This is a genomic window from Candidatus Blochmannia sp. SNP (genome assembly GCF_036549215.1).
Taxonomy (GTDB): Bacteria; Pseudomonadota; Gammaproteobacteria; order Enterobacterales; family Enterobacteriaceae; genus Blochmanniella.
On sequence record NZ_CP144371.1, the window covers coordinates 683,734 to 703,461 of the forward strand.

Sequence of the window (19,728 nt, forward strand, 5' to 3'; positions counted from 1 at the left end):
TGATGCACACATATTTAAAAACTTCTATTATACTATTGTATTTAAGATAATTAAAATATTCAAAACATTTTTTAAAAAATAGGTTTTTATTTTAAAGACATAAATTATAATTATAATATTCTAACTATAATATATGATTATAATTAAATCTTCTATTTTGATCAAGGATTAAAATAGAAGATTTAATTATATAAAATATATAGATATTTTATAATGATAGAAACAATATGTTACATGTTTCGTCTGCATCATTTTTAACTTTTAATCGTAAAGAATGGGCATCTTTTCGAGATAATATGCCATTGATATTATCTCGAAAAGAAATTCTAAATTTAAGAGGTATAAATGATAATCTTTCTATAAATGAAGTAGTAGAAATCTATTTACCATTATCTAGATTAATTAATTTATATATTCATTCAAATATAAGACGACAAAATGTTTTGGAGCAGTTTTTAAATACTCAAAATCAACGTATACCATACGTTATTGGTATTGCTGGTAGTGTTTCAGTAGGGAAAAGTACTACAGCCAGAGTATTACAAGCGCTGCTTAGTAGATGGCCCGAACACCGTGTGGTAGAATTAGTAACGACTGATGGATTTTTATATTCTAATAAAATATTAAAAAAACGGCATTTAATGAAAAAAAAAGGTTTTCCACAATCTTATGATATTGCTAGTTTGGTAAATTTTATTTCAAAAATAAAATCTGGAAAGGTACGATCAATGACAATTCCTGTATATTCTCATATAAAATATGACATTATTCCTCATGTTCAACAGATAATTTATAAACCGGATATTCTTATTTTAGAAGGATTAAATGTCTTACAAACTAACTACGATTATAATTATAATTTACCTTGTGTTTTTGTATCTGATTTTGTTGATTTTTCTATTTATGTTGATGCCCCCGAACATTTACTACAAGAATGGTATATTGATAGATTTTTAAAATTTTGTTGCAGTACTTTTTCTCATCCTGATTCTTATTTTTATCGTTATACTCAATTATCTAAAAAAAAAATAATTTCTATAGCTTCAAAATTATGGACTAAAATAAATGGGCTTAATTTACAAAAAAACATTTTACCTACTCGCGAACGAGCAAATTTAATTTTGAACAAAGGTATTAACCATACAGTAGATAATGTTCAGTTAAGAAAATAATAATGATTAAAGAAATAATAATTTTATTTTTTTAATTATTGTTAATAAAAATAGTTTTTATTATGAAAAATTCAGATATATCACCATATATTATAATATGGTCCTATCCTGGCAGGAAACTTTTAATAGAATTTAGATTTTAGGGTAAACAAACAGAAATATTATCTCCTGTATAATATCCTATTAAATCTGATTGATCTACTATTAATGCTCCATGCATGTTGATTCCAAGAGCCGTGCCGTATATTATACGGTTGCCAATTAACAGTGTTACTGGTTTATTATATAAATAATCAAAAATTTTCCAGTAAGACATAAATGGATCAAATCCAAAACGTATAAAATCTTTTAATTTCTTATGTAATGTATTAATAAGCGTTGCTACTAAAATATTTCGATCAATCATAATTCCAATATCTTTTAGAGTAGTCCAATTTTTACCAATTTGTTTATTTAATGTTGTACTCGTGCGTATAGATAAGTTAATACCAATACCTATTATTATATGGGCGATGTTATCAGTTCGTGTTATAATCTCAATTAAAATTCCTGCTAATTTTTTCCCATAAATATATAAATCATTAGGCCATTTAATTTTAATTTGAGATACGCCCAAATTTTTTAATATTCTTGCTACAATAATACTTATCATTATACTAAGTTCAGTGACTATCGGTGGGGTCTTATTTAATGTCCAATAAATGGATAAGCAAATACTTTCTCTAAAAGGTGCAACCCAAATTTTTCCTTGCCTTCCCCTCCCTTGTGTTTGATGTTCTGTAACACAAGCATCACCAGATCTTATATATGGAATATTATCTATTATATATTGGTTTGTTGAATGTACTTCATTTAGAACAATTACTTTACCCTCAAGTAATTGTTCTAAAATCCTAAATTCATTTAAGAAAGGAGAATATGTGATAAATTTATTATTGTCGTTAAATTTTAACAAAATTTTTAAACTTCCAAAAAATAAAATTGGCACTTATATTTTGATATTTATTTAATTTTTTATAACTGAAGATTAATTGATAAATTATATATATGATAAAAATTATAAAAACATATATAATCTTAAGTTTTTAACTAATATAAATACGTTAATCGTTTATTATATAAACAATTTTTTGGGGCTTATTTCTCCATAATTACCAATTAATCTAACTTCAGGTTGTAGATAAACATTAAATTTATCTGCAACCTGATTATATATAAAAAGAGCTAATGCTGCAATTTCGGTTCCAGTAGCTATTTTCCTACGATTAATTAACACTAATGATTGTTTAGAATATATCGCTGCTTCTCCAAACACACAACCTTTTAAGTGGCAACGTTCTATTAGCCATCCTGCTAATAATTTTATTTTTCCATCTTTTTGAGAATAATAAGGCATATTTGGATAAATTTGAAATAAACAACGTGCTATGTTAATATCTACTACTGGATTTTTAAAAAAACTACCAGCATTCCCTACTGACATAGGATCTGGTAATTTTTTACGTCTAATTATATTAATAAAATTAAAAACTTGACGAGGTGTGACGCGATTTTTATTTAAATGAATTAATTCGTGATAATCTAGTACAGGTTTCCATTTTTTATTTAATTTTAATCCTACGGACACAATAGCATATTTTTTTAAACAATTTCTAAAAATACTATCTCTGTATTGAAAATTACATTCGGCATGAAAGAAACGAATTTTTTTTTCGTTATATAAATCTATAACATCTACATACTCACATATTTGAGATAGCTCAACTCCATAAGCGCCAATATTTTGAATGGGGGCAGCTCCTACATATCCTGGAATATATGCTAAATTTTCTAAACCTGGTATATTTTTATTTATGGTATAAGTTACTAATTCATGCCATTTTTCTCCAGCTCCAACATGAATCCTCCATGTCATTTTATTTTCAGTAATGAAAATACCTTTTATCCTGTTTAATAATATTGTTCCAATATAGTTTTCTAAAAATAAGATATTACTACCATCTCCTAAAATGAGAACAGGTTGTCCTTTATTATCAGCTTTTTTCCAAAACTTCAATAAAGCACATTCATTATGCACAGTTACTACATGTTTAGCGCATACGTCAATTGAAAAAGTATTTAATGATTTTAATTGAATATAATTCTTCATATACTTATTTGTATCGAACGTTGTAACATATTAATTCTAATCTTTTTACCATTATAAAAAATGATTTAATATATTTTGATATAAAATGTGATAACACTTCATACTATAAGATATATATATATAAATTAATATGATAATTTCCAAATATGTAATTGATTAGCTATATACAAATAATAACCAAATACTAATAATTAAAGAATAAACTTAAATTTACACTAAGATAATTCATTTTTAATAATTTTATTCGATGATACTTGAGTAGTTGTATATTTTAAATTAATTATAAATTATTGAATAAAAACAATCGCATTGTTTACAACATCTAAGGTAATATTTTTACCCGGTAGTAATTCTCCAGATAAAATTTTTTGAGATAATTCATTTTCAATATGTTGTTGTATAGCGCGCTTTAATGGACGGGCACCATATATTGGATTAAATCCGACTTTCGATAAAAATAACAAGACTTTATTAGTAATATTAGTATTAGGATACCCCTTTTCTTCTAAACGATCACATAAATGTTGTAACTGAATTTTAGCAATTTTGATCAGATGTTCAGCGCTCAGGGGATGAAAGACTACAATTTCGTCTATCCTATTTACAAATTCTGGTCTAAAATTTCGATTAACTATATCTAATATTGTAATTTTCACTTCTTGATAATTTATGGTTCCAAATTGTTTTTGAATTAAATCTGATCCTAAATTAGATGTCATGATGACGACAGTATTACTGAAATTCACTGTTCGTCCATGTCCATCTGTTAATCGTCCGTCATCTAATACTTGTAATAATACATTGAAAATTTCTACATGTGCTTTTTCTATTTCGTCTAATAAAATAATAGAATATGGTCGACGACGTATTGCTTCAGTCAAATATCCCCCTGATTCATACCCAACATAACCAGGAGGAGCGCCTAACAATCTTGATACAGAATGTTTTTCCATAAATTCAGACATATCAATACGAACTATTGCGTTATTAGTATCGAAAAGAAATATAGATAATGCTTTACATAATTCAGTTTTTCCTACTCCAGTAGGTCCTAAAAACATAAATGAACCGATTGGACGTTTAAGATCAGATAATCCAGAACGACTCCGACGAATGGCGTTAGATACTGCTTGTACTGCTTCATGTTGTCCAATAACTAATTGATGTAAAGTATCTTCCATATTTAATAATTTATCTTTTTCACTAGCTAACATCCTAGAAACAGGAATACCAGTCCAGCGGGATAATACTTCAGCAATTTCTATATCAGTAACACAATTTCGTAGAAGACGTATTTTTTTATTATTATATTGTAATATTGTTGATAGTTTGTTTTCTAATTCAGGAATTTTACCATACTGCAGTTCAGACATACGAGCTAAATCACCAATACGACGTGCTTGATCAATGGCAATTTTTGCCTGTTCTAAATCAGATTTAATATTTTGAGCACTAGATAAGTAAATTTTTTCATTTTTCCAGTTTTTTTCAAGAGCAATACAATCTTGTTCTTTTTGCATTAACTCAGTAGTTAATACTTCTAATCGTTTCATACTAGCATTATCTGATTCTTTTTTTAATGCTTGTTGCTCTAATTTTAGCTGTATAATACGTCGTTCTAATCTATCTAATTCTTCTGGTTTAGAATCTATTTGTATACGAATACTAGAAGCCGCTTCGTCAATTAGATCAATGGCTTTATCCGGTAACTGACGATCAGAAATATATCGATATGATAAGTTTGCGGCAGCGACTATTGCTGGATCAGTAATATGAACATTATGATGTAATTCATAACGTTCTTTTAATCCACGAAGAATAGCTATAGTATCTTCAACACTAGGCTCAGCAACAAATATTTTTTGGAAACGCCTTTCCAAAGCCGAATCTTGTTCAATATACTTGTTATACTCATCAAGTGTGGTTGCTCCTACACAATGTAATTCCCCTCTAGCCAATCTTGGTTTAAGCATATTACTTGCATCCATTGCTCCATCAGTTTTACCGGCTCCAACCATAATATGGAGTTCATCAATGAATAAAATAATATTGTCCTTTTCTTTAGATATATCATTTAATACGTTTTTTAAGCGTTCTTCAAATTCTCCTCTATATTTTGATCCTGCTAATAATGCCCCCATATCTAAAGCTAATATACGACTATTTTTTAATCCTTCTGGAACTTCACCATTAATAATACGTTGTGCTAATCCTTCTACAATAGCAGTTTTTCCTACTCCAGGTTTTCCAATCAGAACAGGATTATTTTTAGTACGTCTCTGTAATACTTGAATAGTACGACGAATTTCTTCGTCTCGACCAATAACAGGATCAAGATTACTTTTTTCTGCAAATTTAGTTATATCTACAGTAAATTTTTGTAATGCTTGACGTTGAGATTCTGCTTTTTGATCATTAACTAATCGATCATTACGTATGCAATTTATTGCTTTTTTTATGTTTTCTATAATCACTCCAGATTTTTTTAACAAATCATTTAATATTTCATCAGATTCAATAACTGCTAAAATAAACATTTCTGATGCAATGAAAGTATCATTGTATTTCTGTGCTAATTTATCACATACATTTAATATTTTAATTAAACCACGTGAACATTGAATATCTCCTCCAGTACCTTTTACTTTCGGTAGGTAATTACATGCCTGTTCAACTGATTTAGTTAATTGATAAAGATTAGATCCAGCACGTATCAATAGCTGATATACTGATCCACTTTCTTCTTTTAAAAAAGCAAGCATCACATGAATAGATTCAACAAATTGATTATCTTTTTTAAGCGCTATAGATTGAGCATCAGAAAGCGCTAATTGAAAATGATGAGTAAAATGATCTAACCGCATAACATCCATCGCCCTCTTATAATAAAATACAACACCAAATCATATTCATTTAATTAACATAAACTATGAAAATATGGAGATTAAATACTCAAAATTCAAGCATATAAATTATTAAAAATATGAAATGTGTGTGGCTGTACTCGAGTATATGTATGCAATTTATTATATGTATGACATGTAATTATAATTAATCTAACATAATGATTTTATATGATATAATTTAAATACTTAGATTGTCGTTTGTAATAAAACAAAGTATTTACACAAAGTCTCTTTTGTAAATAAATAGTATTGTTTAACATATTTTTAGTTTTTTCGTAATATATTTATTAATTTTATTATATCTTGGGGTAAAGGTATAACCCATTTCATTTGCATTTTAGTAATAGGATGATACAGTTGAAGCGTAGTTGCATGTAATGCTTGTCGATTAAAAATACGCAGATAATCATTGAGTTCATTAGACGCACCTTTAATAGAATAAGTTAATTTTCCATACTTCTGATCTCCTAATAATGGGTGATTAATATGAGCCATATGTACACGAATTTGGTGAGTCCTTCCAGTTCCAAGGCGTACTCGAATTCTGGTATACATACTAAACGCTTCTATAGTATAGTAATACGTAATAGCTGACTTCCCCATAGGGTTTACCGCCATGCGAGTACGATGAACAGCATGTCTTTTAATTGGTTCATCTATGATTCCTTCATTATGGATAAATCTTCCAAGAACTATAGCTTCATATTCTCTAATAATTTTTTTTTTTTAAATAATTGTAATAAGCGATGATACGCAATAACATTTTTAGCCACAACCATTAAACCAGTAGTATCTTTATCCAAACGTTGAACAATACCTGTTCTAAATACTTTGGTAATAGATGGGTATTTATATAATAAAGCATTCGATATAGTACCTGAATAGTTACCAGCTCCTGGGTGGACTACCATATTCTTCGCTTTATTTATTACTACAATATCATTGTCTTCGTATACAATCTCAAGAGGGATATTTTGAGGAACTATACTGCTATTCTTAATATTAATAATATTTTTTATTTCAATAAATTCACCGCCCATCATTTTTTTTTTAGGAATAATAATTGTTTGATTATTAACATTCACTTTTTTAGAAAGAATCCAACATTTTATTTGAGAACGTGAATGATTTGGTAGTAATTCAGATAGAACACAATCTAATCGTTTTCCAGATTGAGATATCTGTACAACTATAGGTTTTATAGTATAGTATTCAGATGTCATTATATTAATATATGGTTGAATTATTAAATTTAATTAAATTATTGTATGATATTCCGTTAAAAATGAATTCATTATATATGATCTATTAATATTTATATGCAACATGGAGTGTTAATAAAATTTTTATGAAACGTGTTCAGCTTCATATAATAATTATGATCATTATTAGTACTATTATAACTTCCTATACCATTGCTTCTGATCGAACTATGAATTGCTCTGCCTGTAATCTTTATAAACTTGCTCAAGATAAATTATATAACGCTGATTATAAAGGAGCAGTTCAAGATTTAGTAAATTTACAAAATTTAAGATTGTTTGATCCTTGTCCACAACAAATTTATTTGGATTTAATTTATGCTTATTATAAATTGAATGATTTCAAATTAGCAAATGATTATATAAAACGTTTTTTTAAATTGTATCCTAATCATAAACATTTCGATTATGTATTATATATGCATGGCGTAGTCAATATGTGTTTAGATGAAGATAACAAGGCATTAATAAAATATCTAAATATGAATTGGTTTGACCGTAATCCGATGTATGCGTGTACAGCATTCCATAGTTTTATAAAACTTATTCATAAATATCCGAATAGTCAATATTTTGAAGATACCTACAGACGCTTAATTTTTCTAAAAAATAGAATAGCTGAGTATGAACTTGCTATTGTAAAGTTTTATGCTAAAAGAAATGCTTATATATCAGTGATAGCTCGCGTAGAAAAAATGTTATATCGTTTCCCAGATACTCAAGCAACCCGTAAAGCATTGTATTATATGCAACAAGCTTATCAAAATATATACTTGCCAGATCAAGCTGACAAAGTAGCTAAAATTATTGCTGCTAATCCAATACATTGATTCAATATGATTTACGAACAATATTCATTGCATTCTATATATAGAATGCAATGAATATTTAAAATATATATTAATAAAAAGTACTGTATAATATTTATAAATTGGATTTTAATTGTAGAAATATCGTTACAGTGATTGCAATTATTATACAGATATTATCTGTAAACATTAAAATATTACAGTAAATGAGTATTATGATTTATAAATCTATAGTGCATATAGCATTTTTAGGTCCTAAGGGTTCTTATTCGCATATTGCTGCTATGCAATATGCGAATTGTCGTTTTGATCAAGTAATAGAATGTAGTTGTCAAAGATTTAATGATATTTTTACTTTAGTAGAATGTCGTCATGCAGAATATGGCGTAGTTCCTATCGAGAATTCTAATTCTGGATTAATTAATGAAGTATGTGATTTATTACTTCACACTCGATTATTATTAGTAGATGAAATTACTATTCCTATAAACCATTGTATATTAGTTAATAATAAAACTGATATAAATCAAATTCAGATTATATATAGTCATCCTCAACCTGTTCAACAATGCAGTAAATTTTTGAAATATTTTTCGGCATGGAAAATCGTATTCTGTGAAAGCAGCGCAGCTGCTATGGAAACAGTAGCTAAATTAAATCAATCTAATTTAGCAGCTTTAGGAAGTATGCAAGGAGGCGCGTTTTATGGATTACATTCATTATTGGCATATAACTTGTCTAATTATCAGAAAAATACAACTAGATTTATTATTTTAAAAAATAAAAATATTGAAGTTATCAATAATTCTATAGCCATAAAAACTACAATCATTATCTCTATTAATCAGAAATCAGAAAAATTATGTGAAATTTTAAAAATATTACAATTTTATAGTATTAAAACAACTTATTTAAAACCACGGTTTTTATCATATAATAGATCAAACAACATAATTATTATTGAAATTATGGCACATATAAATGATATATATACACAACAAGTTTTGATTGAATTACGAAAAATTTCATCTTCATTAAAAATATTAGGTTGTTATCAATGTACATCAACTACTAATAAAAATTAAAAACAGCAATAAAAAATAAATTTATATACTATTTTATATAGTAAATTCATATATAAATATTTTTTTGAATAACGATAATATACGTGTTATTTTTACGTGAGACTGTATGCAGTTGTAAATGATAGGCAATTATGTGTTATTGTTAACAAACATGGATGTCGAATATAAGAATGTACATATTATTATTATACATATAAAACAATATCTTAAATTTTAAACAATTGATTTTTATATAGTAGATTATTAATCTAGATAAATATAATTTTTAATAAAAATAATTATAAAAATTAGTCAATGTCATTTAGATTATTAACTTTGTGTATTATTTTTGCATGTGATTAATTTGACGTAATATTTTACGACTTTCTATAAAAAAAAGATCAGTATATATACCAAGCCAATTTTGAATTTTTTTAAATTGATCAATGAATTCTTGTTTTTTATTTTGTTCTAGTAATGTTAGAATTCTGCCTAGTCTCCTGTAATAACGTTTGATTAATATTAAATTATTTTCTGAAGTCATTATGATATCTGCATATAATTGTGGATCTTGAGCAAATAACCGTCCTATTGTTATTAATTTTAATCGAAATATTGGAGAAGAAAGAGATAGTATTTTTTTTAAATCAATGTTTTCTTTTAATAAATAATATCCTGCTATAAAAGTAATAAAATGACATAATCCTTGTGTTAGACTCATATATCGGTCATGTTCTATTATATTGCAAAAATATAATTTTGCCCCCCATAATCGTATTTGTTCCAATAACCATTGATATGCTTCTGGATAACGTCCTTCACAGCAAATTACTACTTGTTTCACCATGCTACCGTGATCTGGATTAAACATAGGATGTAATCCCAAAACTGGCCCGCTATGCGCAGCTAATATAGCATTTAAGGATATTTTTTTTATAGATGATAAATCTACTATAATACAGTTATGAGGTAAATATGGTAATTTACAAACAACATTAGCAACCAAATGAATGGGAACACTGATTACCACCATTCCAGCATTTGTTAGCATTGATTCTGCATTAGTCCAATCATTTTTATCTAAAATTTGTACTTTATACCCTGATAAAGTTAGCATTTTATAAAAAAATTGCCCCATTTTGCCATTTCCTCCAATTATAACAATTGGGCCTAAATTCGGACATAATGTTTTAAATCCTTTTTCATTTTCATTGCAATAAGATTCACTTATGACACGACGTAATATATCTTCTATTAAGTCTGGGGAAATACCTAATTTTATTGCTTCTTTCCTTCGACAAGCTACTATTATTTCCTCTCTATCTTGAGCATAAATAAATAATCCATAACGACTTTTTATCTCTCCTACTTTGGAGACTAAAGAAAGTCGTTTAGATAAAAGTTTTAATAAATCTTGATCTACTTTATCAATTTTTTTTCGTAAAATATTCAGTTCCTCTATCATGCCATTTCGGCTCCTGATATACGCTTTATAAGAAATGGTTTTAATTCCTTATATAAATTATATAGTAAGTGTTGAGTTGTTTCCCAGTCTATACAAGCGTCGGTGACTGATACCCCATACTGCACTGTAGAAGATGAAGATGATAAATTTATAGATTGATTCCCAGAGTGAATATAACTTTCAATCATTAAACCGATAATAGAACGGTTTCCATATTTAATTTGATCTGAAATAGATTGTGCTACATTAGTCTGACGACGATAATCTTTATTAGAATTGCCATGGCTGCAATCTATCATTAATGCCAATGGTAATAATCCTTCTGATTCTCTTATTTTTTTTTCACAGCAGATAACATCTGCTGGATGGTAATTAGGATGTTTGCCTCCGCGCAAAATTATATGAGCATTAGGATTGCCTTTTGTATGTAGTAAACATACTTGACCCAATTGATTAATACTAATATAGCAATGAGGCATCATTGCAGCACGTATTGCGTTAATTGCATTAGAAAAATTACCGTTAGTACTATTTTTAAATCCTATAGGAGTGTTCAATCCAGAAGCTATTTCTCGATGTATTTGCGATTCTGTAGTACGTGCTCCGATAGATGACCAACTGAAGAGTTCTCCAATATATTGGGGAATATTTGGATTCAATACTTCAGTAGCAAGTGGTAATCCAATTTTTATTAATTGCACCAGCAGATTTCGAGCGGTTTTTAATCCTAATTCAATATCGTTAGAACCATTCATATACGGATCGTTAATTAGACCTTTCCAGCCGATATTAGTACGAGGTTTTTCTAAATATACTCGCATAACTATATATAGTTGATCCTGTAAATCTATTGATAAAGTTTTTAATTTATTGGCATACTCGAAAGTAGCATTAACATCGTGGATAGAGCAAGGACCACATATTACTAAAAAACGTGGATCACGTCTATGAATAATATTCACAATTATATTTTGAGAATCAACAATGGTCTGTTGCTCTATATGCGTTATAGGAAATTGATTTTTTAATTGTTCAGGAGTAATTATTGGGTACATATTGCAAGTATAGATACTATTACGTTCATTGTTCTGCATATTATTAACCTTAATATAATAAGATGTCATAGTTTACGAATCTATAATACTAAATAATCAATTAAAAGTGATGATATGTAGCTATATTATGATACACATATAAAACTAATGTAAATATAGTTTTATATCATAATCGTTAATAAATTATTATAAATTGATTAATTGAATTTATTTAATTTTTTAATTTATTCGAGGTTCTATTAATAATAAGTTGTTGTTCTATATGATAGATTATTGATGTAATTTAATTAAAATTAAGATTTATATATATAGTACACATTATATTATGTTATTTTTAGTACTGTGTTATATATAATGGGTGATTATTATAATTTAAAGCCTGATCGATAATTAAAGTAAATAATAATTATAAGATATTCAATTTAGTGGTAAATATTAATATATTATGAAATATATTAATATTTAATAAGATGAAAAGTATTTTATGGATTTGTACGTACTTTTACTTTAATACGTGCAGATTTTCCGCTAAGATTACGTAAATAATATAATTTAGCACGGCGAACAAAACCAAATCGGTTAATTTTAATTTCTTTAATAATAGGAGAATGTGTTTGAAAAACGCGTTCTACACCTTCTCCGCTAGAAATTTTTCTTACAGTAAATGAAGAATGTAATCCACGATTTTTAATCGCGATAACGACACCTTCAAAAGTTTGTAAACGTTTTTTATTGTTTTCTATGACCCAGGTCTTAACCTCTATCGTATCACCTGAATGTAAGTGAGGTATATTTTTTTTTATTTGTTTTTGTTCGAAATTATTTATTAATTTATACATTATGTTATTTCCCTAATTCTTTTTCTTTCAATGATAAAAAGTACTCATTTTTAAATTCAGCAAGCAACTCTTTTTCTTTATTAGTTAATTGTATATCATTAAGCAAATCTGGTCTTTTAATCCAAGTACGACCTAAAGCTTGTTTTTGTCTCCAACGAACAATATTGTTATGATTTCCTGATAATAATACTGATGGCACTTTCATTCCTTCAAAAACTTTTGGTCGTGTATAATGTGGACAATCTAATTTTCCTTTAGAAAAAGAATCCGATTCTTTTGAATCTTGATTGCCTAGCACACCAGGAATAACTCTAGACATAGTATCTATTAATACCATTGCGGCTAATTCTCCCCCACTAAGGATATAATCTCCTATAGACCATTCTTCATCAATTTCTGTTTGAATTAATCTTTCATCAATACCTTGATATCTACCACAAACTAAAATTAGTTTTTGATACTCAGATGCGAATTTACGCACGTACTGCTGATTTAGTCTTTTTCCTTGAGGAGAAAGATAAATTATTTTAATATTATTTCCTAATTCATTTTTAGCTTGATTAATTGCATTTTTTAAAGGTTCAATCATCATTAACATACCCGGTCCTCCTCCATAAGGACGGTCATCTACATTGTAGTGTTGATTATGTGTGAATGCGCGCGGGTTCCATAGTGTTATCGAAATAATACCATTTTGAATTGATCGACCTATTATTCCATGGTTAATAATAGGACTAAACATTTCTGGAAATAAAGTAATTATACCAAACCACATATTTTATAAAATTTCAATTTCATGAGTCATTAAAAATTAGGATCCCAATCTACAGTTACAGTGCGTATAACAAGATCAACATTTTTGATAACTTTCTTTATAAGAAAAGGAATAAGACAATTTTTTATTCCAGTAAATTTATTTTGATACATTTTTACCACTAAAACATCATTTGCTGTAGTTTCTATTATACTAATAATATTCCCTAAAAAAATTCCTTTTACTGTAATTACTGTGCAACCTATTAAATCTTTCCAATAATATTCATCAGCATTTAGATGAGGGAATTGTGTTTCATCTATAATCATTTCACAATGATTTAATAATTGAGCAGATTCCCTATTTGATATTTCTCGTATTTTGGCGATATAACGTTTTCCAAGTAATCTCCATTCATCTAAATAAATTGATTTCCATGTAGATTGGATTATGACGTAATACGGATTATAAAAAAATATATTGTCACTTTTTTCAGTAAAAGATTGGATTCGTATCCACCCTAACACACCATATGCGCCTACAATTTTTCCTATTACTATGGGATTAGTAATAGGTGATGTTCCCGTAATTTTTTTTTTCATATTTCACATTGAATGATTATTCATAAATTTTTATTAATTTTAAAACACGTTTAGATGGAGCTGCTCCTTTATGTAACCAATATTTTACTCGTTCTATATTTATATGTAAGTTTTTATTGTTTCCAAATTTAATTGGATTAAAGAATCCGATACGCTCAATAAAGCGACCATCACGTGCGTTTCTACTATCAGTAACAACTACGTGATAAAAAGGAGCTTTCTTATAGCCTCCTCGTGCTAATCTAATTCTTACCATAGATAACATACCTGAATTGAAAATTAAAAGTAATCAGACTTGTGATACATGCATGATATATAATCTATATACTAAGTTAGTATATAAATCATGTTTAACCAATTGTAAATTTAGATGATATTTTGTTTTTTAACGTACGTATTACTCGAAATACTTCATTTTTATTTATTTTTTGTATTGTAATACGTATATAATTAAATTTATTGAGTAATTTATTAACATCTTGTATGTGTACTCCAGATCCATTGGCGATACGTTTTTTTCTAGATCCTTTAATTATATCTGGATTGAAACGTTCTTCAATGGTCATAGAGTTAATTATAGCTTCTATATGTGTAAATGTATTATCATGAGTATATGATTGAATATCATTCAATTTAATTCCTAAATTAGAAGGTAACTTGCTTATTATTTTATTGATTCCTCCCATATTACGTATTTGTTTTATATAACCTAAAAAGTCATATAAATTAAAATCTGTATTATTTTTATCAATATATTTTTTTTCCTTAACCCATTCTACTTTATTTTCAATATCTTCGATTAATGAAAGTATGTCACCCATTCCAAGTATACGACCAGCTATTCTGTATGAATTAAAAGGTTCTAATTCGTCAATTTTTTCTCCTGTTCCTATAAATTTTATAGGTTTTCCAGTAAGATATTTAATAGATAGAGCTACACCTCCACGTGAATCTCCATCTAATTTAGTTAAGATAATTCCAGTTAATGGTAAAGTTTTATTAAATATATTTATGCTATTAATAGCTACTTGTCCAATCATAGAATCTATAACAAATAAAGTTTCTACTGGATTAATAGTATTATGAATCTCAGATAGTTCTGAAAGTAAAGTACAATCTGTATCTAAACAACCAGCAGTATCTATTAGCAGAACATCATAAGATAATGACTTCGACGCGATAATTGCGGTTTTAGCGATATCAATTGGTTTATTGTTAGCATTATAATTTGAAAAAAAATTAATATCTTCAGAAGATACTAATGTTTTTAGTTGTTGTAGACCCGCTGGTCTATATATATCAGTTGATACCACTAATATTTTTTTATTTTTTTTATCTTTTAAATATTTCGCAAGTTTTCCAACAGTAGTAGTTTTACCAGAACCTTGTAAGCCCACTATTAATATTAGTGAGGGTACTTGGGTATGTAAATTTAAATCATGTAGTCCTTCACCCATAATTTTTACTAAAGAGGCGTGCATGATTTTAATTAATTCTTGACCTGGAGTTAAATGTTTATTTATATTCTTTCCAATTATTCCTTCTTTGACTTTATTAATAAAACTGTGTACGACAGATAACGCAACATCGCCTTCTAATAAAGAAACTTTAACTGTATTCAAAGTGTCTTGAATATTTTTTTCTGTTAAGCGTCCAGAACCAACAATATTACGTACTGATTGTGATATTTTTTTGGATAAGTTTTCAAACATTTTTGTTACTCAAATTAAAGTAAATATTATAATAAATTCAACTATAAAATTATAATAAGTAATTATTAAACACAATTATTAATATTTCTATGTTATTTAATAACAACCAAAATCAATAGTATTATTTATTCAATTAGCATTGAACTGTTATTTTTTGATGTGCGCAAAACCAAAGTACTACATAAATACACCCGAGAGGATTCGAACCTCCGATCTCTCGGTTCGTAGCCGAGTGCTCTATCCAATTGAGCTACGGGTGCACACTATTTCCGTTAACAGTGAGGGAGGGATTCGAACCCTCGATACAGCGCTAAAACTATATACTCCCTTAGCAGGGGAGTGCCTTCAGCCTCTCGGCCACCTCACCGAATATCTTTATTTATTTTCTTCATTAATTTTTTATTTTTATAATCAAAAAATTTTCTGTTACATTACGTTGTTTTTACATAATTTACAACTAAATTTTTAATTACAAAATTATTATTTGTACAGAAAATTTATTTGAAAATAATAAATTTAGCATAAAGTTTGTTGTGATTTTTCAGCTTTAATACGTTGATAAATTTCTTCTCGGTGTATAGATATTTCTTTAGGAGCATTTACACCAATACGGACCTGGTTCCCTTTAATACCTAATACAGTTACTGTAATCTCATCTCCGATGATAAGAGTTTCACCAACTCGTCGAGTTAGAATAAGCATCCTTTACTCCTTGAAAAATTCAAATAGCCGTAATTTTGAACGTTTTTACTGTTTTTACAATATTTAACAACATGAAATAAGTATCTTTATGTGATACTTTAATTATGTTATATATTCTTAATACCTTGTTTTAATAATATATAAATAGTTTTGTTTAAAATAATTTAAATATATTACATAATTATTTATAGTATATTATGTAATAAGAAATCTATTTTAGTAGAAATTTTGGATGTATTTATAATATTATTAATGCCGACTTGAGCAAAATGAGGCTTGCCTCCGCCTTTCCCACCAAGGGTATTTATAATTAAATGTACTAAATTTAGAGCATTTATGCGATTATTTTCTATTAAATCTTTAGTTACAGCTATTACTATGTTAATTTTATTATTCTTACTAATATTAATAATAACAATAACTCCTGATTTTAGTTGACGTTTAAGACAATCTATTAAATTAGTCAATGGTTTTAGCATCATATTTTCAACTTGTTTTATTAAAATTTGTACATCTTTAATATAATAAATTTCCTTAATGAAAGATAAACTTTTGTGCATAATTTGTTTGTTTCTTAAATGTTCTATTTCTTTTTCCAATTTTTGACAACGGGACTTGAATTCATGTATTTTACTTAAAATATTTTTGTTATCACTTTGTGTCAATTTAAAAATATTTTGAAGTAATTTTTTATATTGATGTATTACAGATAATGCTGTATTACTAGTTACCGCTTCAATCCGTCTAATACCAGAAGCAATGCTAGATTCTTTAGTAATGACAAATACACCAATTTCTCCAGTATTTTTAGCGTGAGTCCCTCCACACAATTCGGCAGAAAAATTTCCCATTCTTATAACACGCACTATTTTTTCATATTGCTTATTGATCAGCATCACAACTCCGCTATTTTTAGCTATTTCTATTGGTATCATGTCAGCCGCGATAGGAAAATTACTCCAAATTTGTTTATTTACAAGATTTTCTACTGTATTAATTTGTTCCGCTGTCATTGTTTCATGATGACAAAAGTCAAAACGTAAATATTGATCGTTTACTAATGATCCTTTTTGTATTATGTGAGATCCGAGAACTTGATATAATGCGGCGCGTAGTAAATGAGTAGCGGAATGATTGAAAGAAATATATTTCCTTTTATATTGATCTACCTGAGCAATTACTTCTTCTCCTACACTAATAGCGCCACTGTTTACTGTTCCAAAATGGCCTATTGTTTGTCCATATTTTTTAGTATTAGTAACTTGAAATAAACTAGATATAGTTTTCAATTGACCAGAATCTCCAATTTGGCCTCCAGATTCTCCATAAAAAGGAGTATTTTTTAAAATTACTATTCCTTCTTCTTCTGCATAAATTTTATTTACTGGATTATTTACGCGAAATAATGCTATTATTTGACTTCTACAAGTAAGTTCACGATATCCAACAAACGTATTTGATATATTACAGAGTGATATATTTTTGCTAGTTATATAAAATTTATTTGATTCTTTCGCATATTTTTTTTGAATTAACATAGACTGATCAAATTTTACTTGATCTACGTGTATACCGTGTCTTAAACAAATATTTTTTGTTAATTCTAAAGGAAATCCATAAGTATCATGTAAATGGAATGCTATTTCACCATTCAAAATATTGCCTCTTAATAAGGATAATTTTTTTTCCAATAATTTTAAACCTTTTTTTAAAGTATCTTCAAACAATTTTTCTTCACTAAGTAAGATTTTTTCTATAAAGTCTTGTTTTTCACATAATTTATCAGATAAATGTTGCATATATTTAATAAGAGGAGGCACTAATTTATAAAAAAAAATATTCTTTGTACCTAATTTTTTTCCATGAAGCACAGCTCTACGGATAATACGGCGTAATACATAACCACGTCCTTCATTTGAAGGAAGAACTCCGTCTTGAATTAAAAATGAGCATGTACGAATATGATCAGCTATTACATATAAAGATCTGTTAGTATTATCATCACTAACTTTAATAATTTGAGATATAGAAGATATCAATTTTTTAAATACATCAACGGAATAACTACTATGTACTCCCTGTAATATCGCGGCAATACGCTCCAAACCCATTCCGGTATCTACTGATAACATAGGAAGTGATAAAAGATGACTATCCAATTGACGATTAAATTGTATGAATACTAAATTCCAAATTTCAACATATCTTTCTCCAAATTCTTTTAAACTACCAGGGGGGTATCCTTGGAATCGATCTCCATGATCATAAAATATTTCGGAACAAGGCCCACATGGACCAATATTGCCCATTTGCCAAAAATTATCAGAATCGTAAAAATTATCCGTATTATTACCAATTCTAACAACATGTTCGTTGGGTATATCTACTTGTTTTATCCAAATATCATAAGATTCAGAGTCACTAATATGTACTGTTACCCATAATTTATTTTTAGATAAATTAAACCAGTTACTATCAGTTAATAACTCCCAAGCAAATTGGATAGCTTCATATTTAAAATAATCTCCAAAACTGAAATTACCTAACATCTCAAAAAATGTTAAATGTCGTTCAGTATATCCAACATTGTCTAAATCGTTATGTTTTCCTCCAGCACGTACACAACGTTGTGCAGTTGTAACACGTTTAAATAACGGTTTATCAATGCCTAAAAATATATTTTTAAACTGATTCATACCAGAGTTAGTAAATAATAATGTTGGGTCATTATTAGGAATTAAAGTACTACTAGCAACAATTTCATGTCCCTTTTTTTTAAAAAAATTAAGAAATTCCTGACGAATATCATCAATATTTTTATGCATATAGATTCCATCACGAAATGAAAATTCCATATATTTGATTTATATAATTAAATATTATAAACAATTTTAAAAAAGATAGAAATCAAAATTGCAGAATATTATTTATTTTTGAATATATATAAATACAGTTAAATATTATTCATAGAAAAATTTATTAAGTATTTTTAATGAGCGATAATGTATTATTTACAGATATATCTTGAAAATAAAAAATATGAAATACAGATATATATATTATATTCCATTTCCAATAGAGCAGCTATTTAAGTAGCTCATAAAATTTTATTTAAAAATAATTTATAAGATATATTTAAAATGCGCTAATTGATATAATCTCTTATTTATGTTCAGTATATAAATACATTATTGTTTAACATATATTTACTGATAAATATAAAGAATTTAATAAATT

General features: G+C 27.3%; 15 protein-coding genes, 2 tRNA genes and 1 pseudogene. 3 read left to right on the forward strand and 15 right to left on the reverse strand.

What is annotated here, in order from left to right:
* Positions 1-227 precede the first annotated feature (227 nt).
* Positions 228-1,172, forward strand: a complete 945-nt coding sequence (gene coaA / locus VOI34_RS02940; RefSeq protein ID WP_331828367.1) for a type I pantothenate kinase — start codon at positions 228-230, stop codon at positions 1,170-1,172.
* 139 nt (positions 1,173-1,311) lie between these two features.
* On the opposite strand, the gene VOI34_RS02945 is transcribed toward coaA, so the two are convergent.
* The 4 genes and pseudogenes from VOI34_RS02945 to rluD form a co-directional block, all read right to left on the reverse strand.
* Entirely contained in the window at positions 1,312-2,160 is an 849-nt protein-coding gene (locus tag VOI34_RS02945) for a biotin--[acetyl-CoA-carboxylase] ligase (protein ID WP_331828368.1), read from the reverse strand.
* Between the two features lie 126 nt (positions 2,161-2,286).
* Positions 2,287-3,321, reverse strand: coding sequence for a UDP-N-acetylmuramate dehydrogenase (gene murB, locus VOI34_RS02950; protein ID WP_331828369.1), 1,035 nt, complete (start codon positions 3,319-3,321; stop codon positions 2,287-2,289).
* Positions 3,322-3,608: 287 nt separating this feature from the next.
* Entirely contained in the window at positions 3,609-6,185 is a 2,577-nt protein-coding gene (gene clpB / locus VOI34_RS02955; protein ID WP_331828370.1) for an ATP-dependent chaperone ClpB, read from the reverse strand.
* A 306-nt stretch (positions 6,186-6,491) separates the two neighbouring features.
* A pseudogene (gene rluD / locus VOI34_RS02960) lies at positions 6,492-7,450 on the reverse strand (23S rRNA pseudouridine(1911/1915/1917) synthase RluD).
* A 125-nt stretch (positions 7,451-7,575) separates the two neighbouring features.
* Between rluD and bamD the strand changes: the two are divergent.
* Positions 7,576-8,319 carry an outer membrane protein assembly factor BamD gene (bamD, locus tag VOI34_RS02965; RefSeq protein WP_331828371.1) on the forward strand — a complete coding sequence of 248 codons (744 nt, stop codon included), beginning with the start codon at positions 7,576-7,578 and terminating at the stop codon, positions 8,317-8,319.
* Between the two features lie 194 nt (positions 8,320-8,513).
* A complete protein-coding gene (locus VOI34_RS02970; protein WP_331828372.1) occupies positions 8,514-9,383 on the forward strand; it encodes a prephenate dehydratase domain-containing protein in 870 nt (289 codons plus the stop codon).
* Between the two features lie 322 nt (positions 9,384-9,705).
* On the opposite strand, the gene tyrA is transcribed toward VOI34_RS02970, so the two are convergent.
* The 11 genes from tyrA to alaS all read right to left on the reverse strand — a co-directional run bounded on the left by tyrA (position 9,706) and on the right by alaS (position 19,316).
* A complete protein-coding gene (gene tyrA / locus VOI34_RS02975; protein WP_331828373.1) occupies positions 9,706-10,827 on the reverse strand; it encodes a bifunctional chorismate mutase/prephenate dehydrogenase in 1,122 nt (373 codons plus the stop codon).
* Positions 10,824-11,921, reverse strand: a complete 1,098-nt coding sequence (locus tag VOI34_RS02980) for a 3-deoxy-7-phosphoheptulonate synthase (protein ID WP_331828374.1) — start codon at positions 11,919-11,921, stop codon at positions 10,824-10,826. The genes tyrA and VOI34_RS02980 overlap by 4 nt, the downstream gene beginning before the upstream one ends.
* 443 nt (positions 11,922-12,364) lie before the next feature.
* Positions 12,365-12,721, reverse strand: coding sequence for a 50S ribosomal protein L19 (gene rplS, locus VOI34_RS02985; protein WP_331828375.1), 357 nt, complete (start codon positions 12,719-12,721; stop codon positions 12,365-12,367).
* 4 nt (positions 12,722-12,725) lie between these two features.
* Positions 12,726-13,496: a tRNA (guanosine(37)-N1)-methyltransferase TrmD gene (gene trmD / locus VOI34_RS02990; RefSeq protein ID WP_331828376.1), complete on the reverse strand. Its 771-nt coding sequence runs from the start codon at positions 13,494-13,496 to the stop codon at positions 12,726-12,728.
* A gap of 29 nt (positions 13,497-13,525) precedes the next feature.
* Positions 13,526-14,077: a ribosome maturation factor RimM gene (rimM, locus tag VOI34_RS02995; protein ID WP_331828377.1), complete on the reverse strand. Its 552-nt coding sequence runs from the start codon at positions 14,075-14,077 to the stop codon at positions 13,526-13,528.
* A 16-nt stretch (positions 14,078-14,093) separates the two neighbouring features.
* Positions 14,094-14,333, reverse strand: a complete 240-nt coding sequence (gene rpsP / locus VOI34_RS03000) for a 30S ribosomal protein S16 (protein WP_331828378.1) — start codon at positions 14,331-14,333, stop codon at positions 14,094-14,096.
* A 94-nt stretch (positions 14,334-14,427) separates the two neighbouring features.
* The gene (gene ffh, locus VOI34_RS03005) at positions 14,428-15,789 is read right to left on the reverse strand and encodes a signal recognition particle protein (protein WP_331828379.1); all 1,362 of its coding nucleotides are present in this window, start codon (positions 15,787-15,789) and stop codon (positions 14,428-14,430) included.
* A gap of 186 nt (positions 15,790-15,975) precedes the next feature.
* A tRNA-Arg gene (locus VOI34_RS03010) sits at positions 15,976-16,049 on the reverse strand.
* A gap of 16 nt (positions 16,050-16,065) precedes the next feature.
* Positions 16,066-16,156: transfer RNA gene (locus VOI34_RS03015), tRNA-Ser, on the reverse strand.
* Between the two features lie 149 nt (positions 16,157-16,305).
* Positions 16,306-16,491: a carbon storage regulator CsrA gene (gene csrA, locus VOI34_RS03020; RefSeq protein WP_250236520.1), complete on the reverse strand. Its 186-nt coding sequence runs from the start codon at positions 16,489-16,491 to the stop codon at positions 16,306-16,308.
* Between the two features lie 185 nt (positions 16,492-16,676).
* Positions 16,677-19,316 carry an alanine--tRNA ligase gene (gene alaS, locus VOI34_RS03025; RefSeq protein WP_331828741.1) on the reverse strand — a complete coding sequence of 880 codons (2,640 nt, stop codon included), beginning with the start codon at positions 19,314-19,316 and terminating at the stop codon, positions 16,677-16,679.
* Positions 19,317-19,728: the final 412 nt, after the last annotated feature.

Bases quoted from the DNA above. Each gene is read 5' to 3' on its own strand.
- coaA (WP_331828367.1), top strand. From the start codon at position 228: ATGTTACATGTTTCGTCTGCATCATTTTTAACTTTTAATCGTAAAGAA.
- murB (WP_331828369.1), bottom strand. From the start codon at position 3,321: ATGAAGAATTATATTCAATTAAAATCATTAAATACTTTTTCAATTGAC.
- clpB (WP_331828370.1), bottom strand. From the start codon at position 6,185: ATGCGGTTAGATCATTTTACTCATCATTTTCAATTAGCGCTTTCTGAT.
- bamD (WP_331828371.1), top strand. From the start codon at position 7,576: ATGAAACGTGTTCAGCTTCATATAATAATTATGATCATTATTAGTACT.
- VOI34_RS02970 (WP_331828372.1), top strand. From the start codon at position 8,514: ATGATTTATAAATCTATAGTGCATATAGCATTTTTAGGTCCTAAGGGT.
- tyrA (WP_331828373.1), bottom strand. From the start codon at position 10,827: ATGATAGAGGAACTGAATATTTTACGAAAAAAAATTGATAAAGTAGAT.
- VOI34_RS02980 (WP_331828374.1), bottom strand. From the start codon at position 11,921: ATGCAGAACAATGAACGTAATAGTATCTATACTTGCAATATGTACCCA.
- rplS (WP_331828375.1), bottom strand. From the start codon at position 12,721: ATGTATAAATTAATAAATAATTTCGAACAAAAACAAATAAAAAAAAAT.
- trmD (WP_331828376.1), bottom strand. From the start codon at position 13,496: ATGTGGTTTGGTATAATTACTTTATTTCCAGAAATGTTTAGTCCTATT.
- rimM (WP_331828377.1), bottom strand. From the start codon at position 14,077: ATGAAAAAAAAAATTACGGGAACATCACCTATTACTAATCCCATAGTA.
- rpsP (WP_331828378.1), bottom strand. From the start codon at position 14,333: ATGGTAAGAATTAGATTAGCACGAGGAGGCTATAAGAAAGCTCCTTTT.
- ffh (WP_331828379.1), bottom strand. From the start codon at position 15,789: ATGTTTGAAAACTTATCCAAAAAAATATCACAATCAGTACGTAATATT.
- csrA (WP_250236520.1), bottom strand. From the start codon at position 16,491: ATGCTTATTCTAACTCGACGAGTTGGTGAAACTCTTATCATCGGAGAT.
- alaS (WP_331828741.1), bottom strand. From the start codon at position 19,316: ATGCATAAAAATATTGATGATATTCGTCAGGAATTTCTTAATTTTTTT.